General features: G+C 41.9%; 12 protein-coding genes. 3 read left to right on the top strand and 9 right to left on the bottom strand.

Going from position 1 to position 15,511, the window contains the following annotated elements; translation table 11 throughout:
* Positions 1-55: 55 nt before the first annotated feature.
* The 4 genes from LV85_RS03415 to LV85_RS03400 form a co-directional block, all read right to left on the bottom strand.
* Positions 56-709, bottom strand: a complete 654-nt coding sequence (locus LV85_RS03415) for a LolA family protein (RefSeq protein ID WP_111316778.1) — start codon at positions 707-709, stop codon at positions 56-58.
* A gap of 33 nt (positions 710-742) precedes the next feature.
* Positions 743-3,238 (bottom strand): FtsK/SpoIIIE family DNA translocase, encoded by a 2,496-nt coding sequence (locus LV85_RS03410; RefSeq protein WP_111316777.1) that lies wholly within the window; start codon positions 3,236-3,238, stop codon positions 743-745.
* A 53-nt stretch (positions 3,239-3,291) separates the two neighbouring features.
* A complete protein-coding gene (locus LV85_RS03405; RefSeq protein ID WP_111316776.1) occupies positions 3,292-4,332 on the bottom strand; it encodes a quinone-dependent dihydroorotate dehydrogenase in 1,041 nt (346 codons plus the stop codon).
* Positions 4,333-4,591: 259 nt separating this feature from the next.
* On the bottom strand, positions 4,592-6,088 hold the full coding sequence (locus tag LV85_RS03400) for a M28 family peptidase (RefSeq protein ID WP_111316775.1): 1,497 nt from the start codon (positions 6,086-6,088) through the stop codon (positions 4,592-4,594).
* A 370-nt stretch (positions 6,089-6,458) separates the two neighbouring features.
* Between LV85_RS03400 and gcvP the strand changes: the two genes are divergently transcribed.
* Positions 6,459-9,347: an aminomethyl-transferring glycine dehydrogenase gene (gcvP, locus tag LV85_RS03395; RefSeq protein ID WP_111316774.1), complete on the top strand. Its 2,889-nt coding sequence runs from the start codon at positions 6,459-6,461 to the stop codon at positions 9,345-9,347.
* A gap of 330 nt (positions 9,348-9,677) precedes the next feature.
* Here gcvP and LV85_RS03390 read toward each other — a convergent pair whose 3' ends face one another.
* From LV85_RS03390 to LV85_RS03380, 3 genes are all read right to left on the bottom strand, one after another.
* Positions 9,678-9,992: a hypothetical protein gene (locus LV85_RS03390; protein WP_111316773.1), complete on the bottom strand. Its 315-nt coding sequence runs from the start codon at positions 9,990-9,992 to the stop codon at positions 9,678-9,680.
* Between the two features lie 248 nt (positions 9,993-10,240).
* Positions 10,241-11,119: a lipoyl synthase gene (gene lipA / locus LV85_RS03385; protein ID WP_111316772.1), complete on the bottom strand. Its 879-nt coding sequence runs from the start codon at positions 11,117-11,119 to the stop codon at positions 10,241-10,243.
* 54 nt (positions 11,120-11,173) lie between these two features.
* Complete coding sequence (locus LV85_RS03380; RefSeq protein WP_111316771.1) at positions 11,174-11,902, bottom strand: hypothetical protein; 729 nt, start codon at positions 11,900-11,902, stop codon at positions 11,174-11,176.
* Positions 11,903-11,972: 70 nt separating this feature from the next.
* Here LV85_RS03380 and LV85_RS03375 point away from each other — a divergent pair, with 70 nt between their 5' ends.
* Together LV85_RS03375 and sdaAA are read left to right on the top strand one after the other, a co-directional pair.
* Positions 11,973-12,377 (top strand): OsmC family protein, encoded by a 405-nt coding sequence (locus LV85_RS03375; RefSeq protein ID WP_111316770.1) that lies wholly within the window; start codon positions 11,973-11,975, stop codon positions 12,375-12,377.
* Positions 12,378-12,559: 182 nt separating this feature from the next.
* Positions 12,560-13,468, top strand: coding sequence for an L-serine ammonia-lyase, iron-sulfur-dependent, subunit alpha (sdaAA, locus tag LV85_RS03370; RefSeq protein ID WP_111316769.1), 909 nt, complete (start codon positions 12,560-12,562; stop codon positions 13,466-13,468).
* 431 nt (positions 13,469-13,899) lie between these two features.
* On the opposite strand, the gene LV85_RS03360 is transcribed toward sdaAA, so the two are convergent.
* A complete protein-coding gene (locus LV85_RS03360) occupies positions 13,900-14,853 on the bottom strand; it encodes a calcium/sodium antiporter (protein ID WP_111316767.1) in 954 nt (317 codons plus the stop codon).
* A gap of 7 nt (positions 14,854-14,860) precedes the next feature.
* Entirely contained in the window at positions 14,861-15,505 is a 645-nt protein-coding gene (gene upp, locus LV85_RS03355; RefSeq protein WP_111316766.1) for a uracil phosphoribosyltransferase, read from the bottom strand.
* Positions 15,506-15,511 lie beyond the last annotated feature (6 nt).

Genomic DNA, 15,511 nt, shown 5'->3' with positions numbered 1-15,511 from the left:
AGTGAGTCTTCATAAAGGTAGTTTTGAGACTACTAATAAGGATAAACTTTGGAGATTATCTCAAATCAATCACTTCTATTCCTGGATATTTTTTGGCATCAAACACAAAGTAAGATGCAGGTAGGTCAGCGTCAGTTTTTAGGTTTTTGAAGGTGTAAGAGAATACGCCTCCCTGACCATCAAACATCTCCCAGCCCAATAGGTTTGAGCTGCTTTTATCAATCATCAACTTCACTTGTTCGAAGGGAGCATTGTTTTTCTCAGCGATCAATTCTACTACCTGAGCTGATCTACCTTGAAATTGCTTTTCCCCGAGCAGCTTATAACTATAGCCTGATTCGTAGAGACGGTAGATATTGGAGGGAGTGAGTTCTCCTTCCATTTGACCAGCATCGTTGATAGTGACTTCCTTATAGTTGTCAGTTTGGATAAAAGTCCAGACGGTCTTACCATCGTTATAGATTTCCTGATCTGGGAGCTTGAGTCGATATTGTTCGCCTTTGACAGCGATATCACCCGTCTGTCGGTCTCCAGTGCCTACTGCATCTTGGAAAGTGAAGTCAAAATTTGCAGTAAACCCATTCATGGCCTGGAAATTTTGGCTCATGGCATCTAAAACAGTTTTTGCTTTTGGATCCTTTTGAGCGGAGGCTTCGAATGAGAATAATAGGGCAAGTAAAAGGGTATAAACTAGGGCGATTTTTTTCATGTAAATGGGCTGCTTGAACTAATTGAACAGCTTTTACAAACTATTCAATAACCGTTCCAAACTAGCTTCATCTTGAACGAGGACTTCCCTGGCTTTGGAGCCTTCGAAAGCGCCCACGATACCAGCAGCCTCCAATTGATCTATGATTCTACCTGCACGATTGTAGCCTAGCTTCAACTTCCTCTGAATCAGTGATGTACTTCCTTGCTGATGCATCACCAAAAGTCTGGCGGCATCATTGAACAATGGGTCTAAATCAGAGAAATCAACATCACCAATAGAGTTGTCGGAATCTTCTCCTTCAAATTCAGGAAGTATGTAGGCATCGGAATAGCCTTTTTGTTCGCCAATCCAATCGCAAATCGAATCGACTTCTGGAGTATCCAAGAATGCACACTGGATTCGCGTCACTTCAGATCCATGAGATAAAAGCATATCTCCCATACCGATCAGCTGATCAGCTCCCCCTGCATCTAGAATGGTTCGGCTATCGATCTTGGAGGTTACACGGAAAGAAAGACGCGCAGGGAAATTGGCTTTGATGATACCTGTGATCACGTTTACAGACGGTCTTTGCGTAGCGACTACCAAGTGAATACCGATCGCTCTGGCAAGTTGTGCTAGACGGGCGATCGGTCCTTCGATCTCCTTGCCAGCTGTCATCATCAAATCCGCCAACTCGTCAATTACCAAGACGATGTAAGGCATAAAGTGATGGCCTTTGTCTGGGTTAAGCTTGCGAGCAATGAACTTGGCATTGTATTCTTTCAGGTTTCTTGCGCCTGCATCTTTCAGCAAATTGTATCGATTGTCCATCTCGATACAAAGAGAGTTCAGGGTGTAAATAACCTTCTTGGTATCGGTAATAATTGCTTCCTCTGCTCCAGGAAGTTTGGCCAAGAAATGTCTCTCTATTTTATTGAAAAGGGTTAATTCAACCTTTTTCGGATCCACTAGCACAAACTTCAACTGAGATGGGTGTTTCTTGTAGATCAATGAAGCTAAGATCATGTTCAAGCCAACAGACTTACCCTGACCAGTTGCACCAGCCATAAGTAAGTGAGGCATTTTCGCAAGATCAGCCACAAAAACCTCATTGGAAATAGTCTTACCCAAAGCAATAGGAAGATCCTTGTCTGAGCGCATAAATTTCTCAGTGCCCAAAACTGCACGTGCTGGAACTAGCTCTCTGTTTTTGTTTGGAACTTCTATACCGATAGTGCCTTTTCCAGGGATTGGAGCAATAATTCTAATGCCCAAAGCTGCTAAGCTCAAGGCTATATCGTCTTCCAGATTCTTGATTTTGGAGATCTTTACGCCTGGCTCAGGGACGATTTCATAGAGGGTTACCGTCGGTCCGATGGTCGCTTTGATCTCCTGAATGCCGATCTTGAAGTTCTCAAGTGTCTCAACAATCTTGTTTTTGTTGTCCTCAAGTTCCTGACGACTTACGGTGACTTTCTGTACATCGTATTCATTGAGCAAGTCAAGCGTAGGGTATTTGTAATGCGGAAGATCTAAGGTCGGATCATAAGCATCCAAATTCTCCACTTCCTCAGCAGTTTTCTCTTCTCCTTTAGGCTTTATCACCGAGAAGCTTTTCTCTTCAACTTTCTTTTCTGGCTCAGGTTCCTGTATTGGGTCTAGGATATTCAGTTGAGGAACATCGAAAGCTATCTCTTCTTTTTTAGGTTTAGGCTTTGATTCTGGTTTGAGTTCGATAGGAGCGGAAGGAGTTTCTTCCTGGTCTTTGACCGTCCATGAACTTCCATCGTCATCAATATCTTCTTCCTCCTCAATTTCCTCATCCTCTTTGAATGGGTTTTTCACAGGAACAGCACTATTCTCAAGCTCATCTTCCTCCAAATCAGTATCGGAAGATTTGCTGCTAAACCAATCTAGTTTGTCAATATCAAAGAAGAAAATCACGAAAATGAGCATGGATCCACCCAGTAGAATGAATGTGCCCCAGCTCAGGAAATCTGCTGATAGCTTGGCCAATTCATAGCCAAATCCTCCCGAAAGGAAGCTCCAGTACGAGTAGCCTTGGATCAAAATGACTATGTATCCTGTCAGTAATCCTAACCAGAAGGTGAAGAAAAGAGCGAATGTGGTGTATCGGGTGAGTGATACAAGGGAGATTTTGAATGCCCATTTGAAGCCCAATAAAAAAAGAAAAGGAGGAAATAAGAATGCCGCAATTCCGAACCATCGGTAGATCATCCAATTACCTGCCTGTGCGCCTAGATAGCCCAGCCAATTGGTGGATTCTCGGGCAGCTTCTCTTACTGCTTCGTCGGGATTATTCATGACCAAACTCTGGTCTGCAGGCCCATTGAGCAGATAGCTGATAAAAGCGATCAGCAAAAAGATAGCAACTGACATCAGCAATATGCCGAAAGTCAAGACTAGCTTGGTAGAATTGAACTTACCAAATGAAAAACTCGGGGCTTTGAAGCCTGCGCCTTTCTTTTTGGTGGGTTCTGCTTTTTTTCTAAAAGTATTGGTCCTAGGTGATTTGGTGGCCATGTATTCGATTCAAATCCGATTTAAGATAAGATTAATGAATTTAGATTGACAAATTACTGCGAAAAATGAGCCAATAATCCTTTTTTAATCTTTTTGATCAATCCAGGTCCCTCATAAATCATGCCCGAGTACACTTGAATCAAGCTAGCTCCAGCCTCGAGTTTTTCTATGGCGTCAGCTGCAGAAAAGATTCCGCCCACTCCAATGATCGGGAAAGCCTTATTTGACTTCTCTGAAAGGTATCGGATGACTTCTGTACTTCGCTTGCCCAGCACTTTTCCACTTACTCCTCCAGCTCCGATGGCTTCAACTTCATTCTGTGAAGTGCTCAGTTGTGAACGATCTATGGTGGTGTTGGTCGCTATTACGCCGTCGATTTTCGTTTCCTGTACGATTTCGATGATGTCGTCCAATTGCCCTTCTGTCAAATCAGGAGCTATTTTCAGTAGTATAGGTTTAGGGTTTGGCTTAAGATCATTCGCATTTTTTACCGCTTGGAGCAAAGCTTTCAGTGGCTCTTTTTCCTGCAGATCTCGAAGATTGGGCGTATTCGGCGAACTCACATTCACCACAAAATAGTCCACGTGATCGTGCAGTGCTTCTAGACAAATCAAGTAATCGTCAACCGCATTTTCGTTGGGAGTGACTTTATTCTTACCAATATTTCCGCCTACTAGTACATTTGATTTGCGCTTTTTCAAGCGCTCTACAGCTTCCTGAACTCCGCCATTATTGAAGCCCATGCGATTGATCAGGGATTCGTCTTGAGGAAGTCTAAAAAGTCTAGGCTGAGGATTTCCTTCTTGAGGTTTTGGTGTCAAAGTTCCAATCTCAATAAAGCCAAAGCCCAACATTGCCATCTCATCAATGAGCTTGGCATCCTTATCAAAACCTGCAGCTAAGCCAACTGGGTTTTTGAATTTCAATCCAAAAACCTCTCGCTCTAAACTTTTATCTTCTAAGCGAAAGGTCGATTCTACGATCGATCCAATTACAGGAAGGTTGAATGTTAAGCGAGTAAGATCCACCGTAAAATGGTGAGCATCTTCTGGTTTTTTTAGAAAAAAGAGGGGCTTGAGTAGTGACTTGTACACGGAGATTTGGATTGCGTTCGGAGGGCAAAGATACCTTTTTATAAAATTTGAAGATTGGAAAAATGAAATCAATTTGTTTTCCTATTCGTAAGATCTGCCTAGTGGTTGGGTGAAATTTAGTCAAGCTGAGCGAAGTTGAAGCTCATTTTTTTAGGTTTGGACCCGAATGGTCCTCAACTCCGCTCGGACTTACACATATACCAAAAAAAGGCTACTGGATTCCTCCAATAGCCTTTTGAATTCTTAGAATCCAGCTTACTTATCTAGCAGGTCTGTTATTTGTACCGTCAACTTTCGGCTTGTTTTCTCTGTTGGCTACATCCCACACGGTATAGAAAATCAGTCTTGCTCTCTTTTCCATAAGTGGGAATTCGATTTTATCAACTGTATCAGTTACCTGGTGATAATCATCGTGTACACCGTTGAAGAAGAATGCAACTGGGATATTATGCTTCGCAAAGTTGTAATGATCAGATCTGTAGTAGAATCTGTTTGGATCATCCTCAGCATCATATCTGTAATCCAAGATCAAATCAGAATAAGTGATGTTATTATATTCCAAGATTTTCTTCAAATCTGTAGAAAGCATTTCAGAACCGATCACATAAACAAAGTCTGTGTTTTCAGCATCTTGGTATTCGTAGTCAATTCTACCCACCATGTCAATGTTGAAATTCACTACTGTGTTTTCCAATGGGAAAATTGGATGCTCTGCGTAGTAAGCAGATCCCAAAAGACCTTTTTCCTCACCTGTTACATTTAGGAAAAGGATAGATCTTCTTGGTTTGATACCGTCTTTTGCAGCTGCAGCGAAGGCTTCAGCGATTTCAGTGACAGAAACAGTTCCTGACCCATCATCATCTGCACCGTTGAAAACCTCACCTGTGCTGCTCACACCCACGTGATCGTAGTGAGATGAAATAACTATTAGCTCGTCTTTCTTATCTGTTCCTTCTAGGTAGCCCATTACATTAGAGCTTTCTACTTCTTTGATATCCTTTTCGATCTGGAAAGTAGCTTTTTGAGACTTGATAGACTCAGGGTTTGTTTTTGCAGCTTCTTTCAAATCCTCTACTGGAGTATCGAACAATTCAGCCATTTTATCAGAGCTAACCATAAATACAGGCTTTTGCTCAACTTCTTTCGCAAAACCGATTCTGCCTTTTCCAGCTAAGCTTTGGTAGCGACCAGCAATTCGGTCAAAGTTTGCCTGACCTTCCATGCTTACAATTACAATTCCTGCCGCACCTGCGTCCATTACTTTAGTTTGAAGGTCGTTAGATCTTACGCCAACAGCCCAGATACCAACCAACTTATCTTTTACGTCAACTTTTGCCAAGTTTTCGTCAGTAACCAAGCCTAGGAATACAAGGTCAGTTTTAGAAGCTTTCTTCATATCTCCATCACCGATGAAAACAAAATCTTCGTTGTTGACTAGTTTATGTTTACCTACTTTCAAAGAAACCTCTCCGAAAGAAGAACTCACTAGCTCAACTTCTTGTAGATAACTTCCAGCTACTGGGCCAGCCAAGCCAATTTTTTTGTAAAAATCAGCTAGGTAATTAGCTGCTACTTTTTGCTCTTCCGAACCGGTATCTCTACCTTTCATTTCGTCAGAAGCTAGGTAAGTAAGACGTTCTTTCAGGTCTCCAGTGGTAATTGTGTTGGCATACTTCACCTGTACAGGTTGTTGTGCCAAGGACGGTAGCGCTAGGCCCAAAGCCATTGCGCCCGTCAATAACAGACTTTTATTCATGTGTTTATAATTTGGATTTTTAACGGTCCCATGGAATCTCGCTTGTTTTATGATCTCTAATTTTTGACAATTAGATCATGCTCGATTTCATCAGTTTATACTTAGGTTTATTTGATTTTAGATGGAAATCTCCATGAATTCACTTCAAAATCTATCGAAGTAAGTAAAAGGCTGATTTCAATCATTTTGCAATTCAGCCGCTAAACTAGAGAATTTTTCTAGCCAACAATAAACCGTTTATATATTTTGACATAACTCAACCGAAATAATAGGGCTCATGAAAGCATTATCTTTCAATATATTGTACCTTTGCAGCTTGAAAAATAAGCCATTTTCAAACCCAAGTATTTCATCGTCTTAACGTTCTTATATGAAGATCAATCTTTCTAATGCTGTCAAATTTGAGAGCAGACACAATGGCCCGACAGATACAGAGATCTCAGCAATGCTGGAGAAAATCGGAGCCTCATCTTTAGAGGAATTAATCAACCAGACTGTACCGAAGTCTATCCAACTGGAACGCCCATTGGATCTTCCAGCAGCACAGTTGGAGTCGGAGTTTTTGAAAGATTTCAAAAGCCTTGCTTCCAAAAACAAGGTGTTCAAGTCCTTTATAGGCTTGGGATATTACGATACGCTAGTGCCTGGCGTGATTTTGAGAAACGTACTTGAAAATCCAGGATGGTACACAGCATATACTCCTTATCAAGCAGAAATCGCTCAAGGTAGATTGGAAGCTTTGATCAATTTCCAGACTGTAGTGATGGAGTTGACAGGAATGGAGCTGGCAAATGCATCTCTTCTAGACGAGGGAACGGCAGCAGCTGAGGCGATGAATATGCTTTATGCAGTGAAGCCAAGAGAAAAAAAGAATGCTAAAAAGTTCTTTGTTGACGAGAAAACTTTTCCACAGACTAAAGCTGTCCTAGAAACTAGAGCTGAGCCAGTAGGAATAGAATTGGTCTTCGGATCTATTGATTCTTTGGACTTGACGGATGAGAATCTTTATGGAGTATTGTTCCAATACCCAGATGCTGACGGTGAAGCGCGTGATTACTCTGCGATCGTAGCTGCAGCCAAAGAAAACAATGTATCAACTGCTTTTGCAGCTGACTTGTTGGCCTTGACACTATTGACTGCTCCAGGTGAAATGGGAGCTGATGTGGTGGTAGGTTCATCTCAGCGTTTTGGTGTGCCAATGGGTTACGGTGGACCACATGCAGGATTTTTTGCTACCAAAGAAGCTTACAAGCGTCAGATTCCAGGTAGAATTATAGGTGTTTCTCAGGATCGTGAAGGAAACAAAGCTTACAGAATGGCTTTGCAGACACGTGAGCAACATATTAAAAGAGAAAAAGCAACTTCAAATATTTGTACTGCACAAGTGCTTTTGGCAGTTATGGCCAGTTTCTATGCAGTCTATCACGGACCAAAAGGTCTGAAGAATATTGCGCTAAGAACGCATGGACTAGCCAAATTGACGGCGAAGTCTTTGGAGCATTTGGGTTACGAGGTTTCTTCGAAGAATTACTTTGATACTATCAAAGTAAAGATTGAAGCGAAGTCGCTTAATGCCATTCAATCTTTGGCACTTTCTTCGGAAATGAATTTCCGTTACGATTACGATACTGTTTTCTTGTCCTTTGACGAAGCGAAGACTTTGGAGGATATCGCAGCAGTTGTGGAAGTTTTTGCAAAAGCAAAAGGCGTAGAAGTTCCAGATCTTTCGGCTTTGGCCTCAGAGGTTGAATTGGAATTACCAAAAGGATTGCTGAGAAAGTCAGATTACCTGACTCATCCAGTGTTCAATGATTACCAAAGTGAGCATGAGATGCTTCGATACATCAAGCGTCTAGAGAACAAAGATTTGTCATTGGTACACTCCATGATTTCTCTAGGTTCCTGTACAATGAAGCTTAATGCTACCGCGGAAATGATTCCTGTGACTTGGCCTGAATTTGGGCAGATACACCCATTTGCACCAACAGATCAGACTGCTGGATATCAGGAGCTTTTTGCAAACTTGAGACATTGGTTGAATGAAATCACTGGCTTTGCTGATACATCTCTTCAGCCAAATTCTGGTGCTCAGGGTGAATACGCTGGACTAATGGTCATTCGTGCCTACCATCAGAGCCGAGGAGATCATCATAGAAATGTAGCCTTGATTCCTACTTCTGCACACGGAACAAACCCTGCTTCTGCTGTTATGGCGGGAATGAAGGTGGTTTTGGTGAAGTGTGACGAAAAAGGAAATATTGATCTGGAAGATGTAAGAGCCAAAGCAACGGCTCATTCCAAGGATCTGGCATCTCTTATGGTGACTTATCCTTCTACCCACGGAGTATTTGAGGTAGCTATTCAGGAGATCTGTCAAATCATCCACGAAAATGGTGGACAGGTTTATATGGATGGAGCGAATATGAATGCGCAGGTTGGACTGACTAGCCCAGGTAGAATTGGAGCTGACGTCTGTCACTTGAATCTTCACAAGACCTTCTGTATTCCTCACGGTGGTGGTGGACCTGGCATGGGCCCAATCTGTGTGGCAAGTCATTTGGCACCATTCCTTCCTGGCAATCCAGTTGTGAAAGCTGGTGGGGAGCAGGCGGTATCGTCTATTTCGGCAGCGCCTTATGGTAGTGCGAGCATATTGCCTATCTCCTATGCATACATCGCTATGATGGGTGCAGATGGTTTGAAAAACGCTACTAAGATGGCTATCCTCAATGCTAACTACATCAAGGAAAGTCTAAAGGAGCATTTCCCGATTTTATATACAGGTACACAAGGAAGAGCGGCGCACGAGATGATCGTGGATTGCAGGGCATTCAAAGAAGTGGGAGTGGAAGTAGAAGATATCGCAAAGCGACTGATGGACTATGGATACCATGCGCCTACGGTTTCTTTCCCGGTAGCAGGCACCTTGATGATCGAACCTACGGAGTCTGAGACTATGGCGGAATTGGATAAGTTCTGTGCTGCAATGCTTTCAATCCGTGCTGAGATCCAAGAGATCGAAGATGGTGTAGCTGACCGAGTGGAGAATGTATTGAAAAATGCACCACACACTGCTACTATGGTATTAACTGACAACTGGGAATTGCCATATTCTAGAGAAAAAGCTGTTTATCCTCTTGAATATGTGAAATCAAATAAATTCTGGCCAAGTGTAAGAAGAATTGATTCTGCATTCGGCGATAGAAACTTGATCTGTAGCTGTATTCCAGTGGAAGATTACGCAAGCGAAGAAGCTTAATCAGATTTTAGATATAACTAGTAAAGGGCTGCCATTCGGTAGCCCTTTTTTCGTTTCAACCGCTGAGATCGTCAAGGTCACGCGGAGAGCGCAAGTGCTAGGCTGAGTTTTACAATTTTTTGAACTTAAAAAAGAGAAGAATACAAATTTGTTTTGGAACAAAAAGCTTTGACACCTTGAGCACTTGAGAGACGAGAGTTTCGAAATCGAAAGGTCCTCGAACCTCTAGACTCCGTCTCTCGGGTGCTCGGACTGACCCGCGTTCCGTGTCCCTCAATCAATGTGTTCTTGGTAGCGAAGTCGAAGCCATTTTTAAAGTCATATTTGATTTTACAGCATCGGAATCTCATCATCTTTCGAAAGCTGGATTTCCAGGCCACCGATTTTTGATGCCACAAAATTATAGACTACTGCTCCCAAAGCTCCCATGATAAAGCCAATGAAACCGTACATAATTGGGAAGAAAATAGCCATGGCTAGTCCTAAGGCTCCAGAATTACCTATAGGGAAGTCATCTCCGAGTAAGCCTGAGAAGGCAGAAAGGAATATGGCATAAAATATTCCGATCACGAAGCCAAGAATACCCAGTGTCAGGCCATAGATTTTAGCAGCGGAGGATACTCCGATTTTTTCAATTTTTACCATTTGGTTAAAAGTTACGTGTGAGATAAATTCAGCTTCAAAATATTAAAAAATTAGGCATAAAAAAAGCACACCCGAAAGTGTGCTCATAGATTCTTTTAAGTATGTCTTTTTATTTATTTTCTATAAGTATCAGAAAATACCTTATTTGTTGACTAACATTACCACTGAGGCAGCTTCGGTCGCCCGTCTTCGGTCTTCTGTCCAGTAAAGCAAAGTAAGTTGGTTACTGGCATCAATTAGCGTAAAATCTAGACATTAACATGTCTCTCGGCATGATAAGATGATCTTACTAACGGTCCAGACTCTACATATTTCAATCCTCTTGCCAGTCCTTCTTCTCTGTACTCAGCGAAAAGATCTGGATGGATAAATTCAGCAACTTCGATGTGCATTTTGGTTGGCTGTAGGTATTGTCCTAGGGTTAGGATATCGCAGCCATGCTCAGCTAGATCATCCATTGCCTTAAATACCTCTTCCTTTTTCTCTCCCAAACCTAGCATAATGCCTGTTTTGGTTCTCTTACCAAATTCCTTAGTCAACTTTGTTTGCTCTAGTGAGCGCGCGTATTTTGCTTGTGGGCGAACTCTTCTGTAGAGGCTTTCCACCGTTTCCATATTGTGAGATACCACTTCCTGTCCAGCGCTAATCATGCGATATAATGCATCCCAATTTGATTTCACATCAGGGATAAGTGTTTCGATAGTCGTCTTCGGAGAAAGCTCTTTGGTAAGAACAACTGTTTGATACCAGATTTCAGCGCCTTTGTCCTTAAGTTCATCACGATTCACAGATGTCAGCACAGCATGCTTCACTTCCATAAGTTTGATTGCCTCGGCTACTCTTCTCGGTTCATCGGTGTCATACTCTGGCGGTCGACCAGTGGCTACAGCGCAAAATGAACAAGAGCGCGTGCACACATTTCCTAAAATCATAAAGGTAGCGGTGCCAGCTCCCCAGCATTCACCCATGTTTGGGCAATTGCCGCTTTCGCAAATCGTATGAAGCTTATGCTCATCTACCAGTTTGCGGACTTTGGCGTATTCTTTTCCTACTGGAAGCTTCACTCTAAGCCAATTTGGCTTTTTTCTTCGAGTGGCTTCTTCGGATATTACAGGTAATTCGATCATTGATTTCTGATTTGATGCAAAGGTAAGTCAGCCGAATTCAAAACCCAAGTTGACCTACTGTCTGAACCCGTAGAAAAAGGTGAAGTAAACCGATTGGAATAACTGCCGATTTTCTGTGGTAGGGATCAGTGGGATTTCTTTGGTGAAACCTTCGAGCATGTATCCAAGTTCCAATCCAGTAGCATTTGCGCGAAATACTCCAAACTCAAAGGAAATTGCAGCTTTTAGATTACCGCCAAAAGCGAATTTTGACTCTCCTAAGCCTTCGAAAAGATAGCCAGTTCCTAAGATGTTAAATTGACTTTGATGCAATTCTGGATCGTATTGCTCCGTCACAGTTTCTGTCCTATTTACCGCATATTCGATATAATATGGAGCTATTAAGCCAAATGATGGACCGATTGCAGCTAAAGCGGAAACTTGAACTCCATGATTGGGAGCTTTTTTGAAAAGAATTATTTCACGACCATATTGAGGTCTGATGGAATAGAGGTAGTTCGATTTTCCGTAAATATAACTATTGCCCACCACGGTAGAATATCGGGTTTCCTTCGGGTTTTTGACATTGGAGAATTCTAAAGCCCAAAAACTAAACTGAGTATCGTCAATTCGTGTTCCTGCTTTGAATACAAATCCACCGATTAAGCCACCATTTGTGTTTTTATTGACACCGAACATGTATTCCTTATCGTATTCATAGTTACCGATGTCATCTCTCTGGGCAAAAGATTCCATGGAAAATGAAAGGAATAGAAGAGGTAAAATGATTTTCAGTTTGTTCATTCGAGTTGGTCGAAAATATAGTCCTATTTTTGGGTGTTAGTATTTTAACTGATTTTAAAAATAAGAGTTTATGCCCACTATAAAAAGTTCATATTTAGGGAATTTGAGAACAGAATCCGAGCACTTGCAATCAGGCGTAAAAATCCTGACAGATGCTCCAGTAGATAATAATGGAAAAGGCGAGGCTTTTTCCCCAACTGACTTGGTAGCTAGTGCATTAGGAAGCTGCATGATTACGATTATGGGGATTGTGGCAAATCGAGATTCGGTGTCGCTAGAAGGATTAACTTGGGAGGTAACCAAGATAATGAAAGCTTCTCCTCGCAAAATAAGTGAAATTATTGTTGATTTTCATTGGGATAGCCCGGTAACTGACCCTGTGATGATTAAAAAACTGAAGAATGCTGCGAAGACTTGTCCTGTAGCATTGAGCTTGGATCCAGAGATTAAGCAGACGCTGAAATTCAATTTCTGAGTGGAAATATAGATTAAATTGGAAAAGCGCTATTTTCTCAAGGAAGGCGGAATGCAAACTAGGATTGGCCAAATTCTCAGAAAAGCGTGACTTCGGTCATCAGTCATCCAGCCAATTTAAATGAGGAGTGGTGGTTGCTGATATAATTACAACCAATTTTATAGAATATAAACCCATCGACTATGAGCTATTTATTTGAATCCTTCAAAGGCTGGAAAAGCTATTGTGAAGAGAAGAATCTATCCTTACCAGAGTCTGTGATCGAATATGAAGTAGATCAAAAAAATGGTGAAAGGGATAAAATTCAAGCTGGTTTGCTACAGGCATACGACGTGATGAGAGATGCCGTGAAGACAGGTCTTGAAGAAGAAATGACCTCTAGATCGGGAATGATCAACAATGGTGCAAAGAAGGTTTATAACCATCCTCTTTCTGTATTATCACCAGAATTCCAAAAATTGATTTCTCGGGCCTTAGCTGCCAAAGAGGTTAATTCTTGTATGGGTAGGGTAGTAGCTGCTCCCACCGCTGGGGCGAGTGGTATTCTACCAGGAACCTTGGTTACTGCTCAGGAAATCCACGGTTTGACTGATGAGCAAATTATAGAAGGCTTGTTGGTTGGGGCAGGGATAGCTCTGATTATTGAGGAAAAAGCAAGTTTGGCCGGGGCCGTAGGAGGTTGTCAGGCTGAAACGGGTTCGGCTGCAGCGATGGCTGCTGGCGCGATTGTATATTGCTTAGGAGGTAATACAGATCAGATATTCAATGCAGTGGCTGTGACGATCCAGTGCATGCTAGGATTAGTTTGCGATCCGGTAGCAGGATTGGTAGAAGTGCCTTGTGTGGTACGCAATGCCAGTGCGGCAGCCATCTCCTTCAGTTCGGCGCAGATAGCATTAGCCAATGTAAGTGGCGTAATCCCCGTAGATGAGTGCGTGGAGGCGATGGGAGAGGTAGGAGCCTCTATGGAAAGTCGTTACAAGGAAACAGCTATGGGCGGATTAGCGGCTACTTTGACGGGACAGGCTATTTCCGAAAGGGTCCTGATAAAAGATATTGAAATCCTGCCCGATGATGAATTAGAGGAATAGACTTTTGATAAATGGGAGTGCCAAAAGGTTGTCAATACTCAAGCAAAAGATAACTGCCCAAAAACAAGCACTCCAAAACATATGGAGATAAATGTGTCTTTTTTTGACCCCAAAAGAAACCATAACTAGCGTTCCTCCAATGGGGCTGAGCACTATTGGTGTGAAAAAAGCAATTCCAATTTCACCATATTTCCTCCAAAGGTGAACGATTCTTCTGTTCTTTTTGGAGAAGATCAATTTTGGTTTTTTCTGTATATTTTCCTGAAAAATTTCTTTGACTTTTGTGCCAATAAGTGTGAATACTATCACGCTAGACATCATTCCAGCTACAGTTATTAATATATTTTCTACTACACTATATCCAGCTGCTGATCCAAGGACTGGGCCAGCTAAGAATTTGAACCAACTCAGAAAATAGATACCAATTAGGGTTAGAAGATCTTCGGACATAACAAGAAATACATATAGACCAAATAGCTCAATAGTAACAGTGAGCCTTCTACCTTAGAAATACGCATCTTAGTCCGCATCAGTACGAATAGTAATAGTGTAATTCCAATCATCCATAAGAAATCAGAATCGATAAAGTCTTGAGAAACTCCGATAGGTTTGATGATCGCAGTAATACCGATAATGGATAGAATATTCATGATATTACTACCGAGAATATTGCCTAATGCTAAATCTGTACGCTTGGACAATGCGGCCATAATAGAAGTGATTAGCTCGGGTAAGCTGGTGCCAATTGCGATGACAGTTACACTTATTACTCGCTCCGAAATCCCAAACTCCCTGGTGATTGTCACGGCATTGTTGACTAATAGTTCGGAACCAAAGTATAAGCCTAGTACTCCGCCTACAAAGAGGGCTATTGAAGCTGCCCAAGAGTAATTTTTCACCTGCTCAATTTCTTCTTCCACTTCAGTATTATCAATCAAATCTGATCCAGGACTCTTGAAAAGATAGATGTTGAAGGCAATAAATAGCCCAAAAAGCAAAATGCCTTCCCAAAAGCCGATAAGACCATTATAACTTAAACCATAAAACAGTAGGGTAACTAATAAGGTAACCAAGTAGTCAAAACGTATATGCGTTTTTCTTATTAGAATAGGGTAGAATATCCCACTTATGCCAAGCACTAAGGCAATATTGGCAATGTTGGAACCGATTACATTGCCGATAGAAATATCACTATTTCCCTTGAGTGCTGCATTTACACTGACTAAGAGTTCTGGTGCGGAGGTGCCAAAAGCAACGACAGTCATGCCTATGAGGCCTGCGCTCATACCAAGTTTCACAGCCATAGCTGAGGCACCATCTACTAGGATTTTTCCGCCGTAGAGAAGAATAGCAAAACCAACAAATAAAAGTAAATATGGGAGCATGTAGTTATTAAAGTTTTGGGCCAAAAGCAAGATCTCCAGCATCGCCTAGTCCAGGGACAATGTAGGATTGGTGATTTAATTTCTCATCTATAGCCCCAAGCCAAAGTGAATAGGAGCTAGAGACATTTTCTTTGAGGTACTGAATACCCTCAGGTGCTGCAATGATCGCGGCTATGTGAATATGTTTTGGTTTGCCGTGTGAAAGTATAGTTTGGATAGATTCTACCAGTGATTTGCCAGTGGCTAGCATAGGATCTGCGAGGATAATTACTCTCCCCTCTACACTTGGACTGGCATGATAGCCTAATTGAATTGTGATTTCTTCTTCCTGACTCTCATCTCGAAAAGCACCAATGAATCCGCTGTCGGCCTGATCAAAATAATTCAAAAAACCATTATAAAATGGCAGTGAGGCCCTCATCACGGAAATGATCACTGGTTGCCCTATGGGAGCTAATGCAGAAGTGGAGGTCAAAGGAGTCTCAATTTCTTCTGAAGCATAATCAAAAGATTTGGAGATTTCATAAGCCATAATTTCACCTATTCGCTCCAGATTCCTTCGAAAACGCATTCTATCCTTTTGAATATGGATATCTCTCATTTCTCGGAGGAAATGGTTAGCTATAGAAGGTGTGTCAGATAGAACAAACATGCTGCG

This window comes from Algoriphagus chordae (genome assembly GCF_003254055.1).
GTDB lineage: Bacteria > Bacteroidota > Bacteroidia > Cytophagales > Cyclobacteriaceae > Algoriphagus > Algoriphagus chordae.
This window is presented reverse-complemented; position numbering and strand designations above follow the sequence as displayed.

Coding starts and splice junctions, on each gene's coding strand:
- LV85_RS03415 (WP_111316778.1), bottom strand. CDS start 709: ATGAAAAAAATCGCCCTAGTTTATACCCTTTTACTTGCCCTATTATTC.
- LV85_RS03410 (WP_111316777.1), bottom strand. CDS start 3,238: ATGGCCACCAAATCACCTAGGACCAATACTTTTAGAAAAAAAGCAGAA.
- LV85_RS03400 (WP_111316775.1), bottom strand. CDS start 6,088: ATGAATAAAAGTCTGTTATTGACGGGCGCAATGGCTTTGGGCCTAGCG.
- gcvP (WP_111316774.1), top strand. CDS start 6,459: ATGAAGATCAATCTTTCTAATGCTGTCAAATTTGAGAGCAGACACAAT.
- LV85_RS03390 (WP_111316773.1), bottom strand. CDS start 9,992: ATGGTAAAAATTGAAAAAATCGGAGTATCCTCCGCTGCTAAAATCTAT.
- lipA (WP_111316772.1), bottom strand. CDS start 11,119: ATGATCGAATTACCTGTAATATCCGAAGAAGCCACTCGAAGAAAAAAG.
- LV85_RS03380 (WP_111316771.1), bottom strand. CDS start 11,902: ATGAACAAACTGAAAATCATTTTACCTCTTCTATTCCTTTCATTTTCC.
- LV85_RS03375 (WP_111316770.1), top strand. CDS start 11,973: ATGCCCACTATAAAAAGTTCATATTTAGGGAATTTGAGAACAGAATCC.
- sdaAA (WP_111316769.1), top strand. CDS start 12,560: ATGAGCTATTTATTTGAATCCTTCAAAGGCTGGAAAAGCTATTGTGAA.
- LV85_RS03360 (WP_111316767.1), bottom strand. CDS start 14,853: ATGCTCCCATATTTACTTTTATTTGTTGGTTTTGCTATTCTTCTCTAC.
- upp (WP_111316766.1), bottom strand. CDS start 15,505: ATGTTTGTTCTATCTGACACACCTTCTATAGCTAACCATTTCCTCCGA.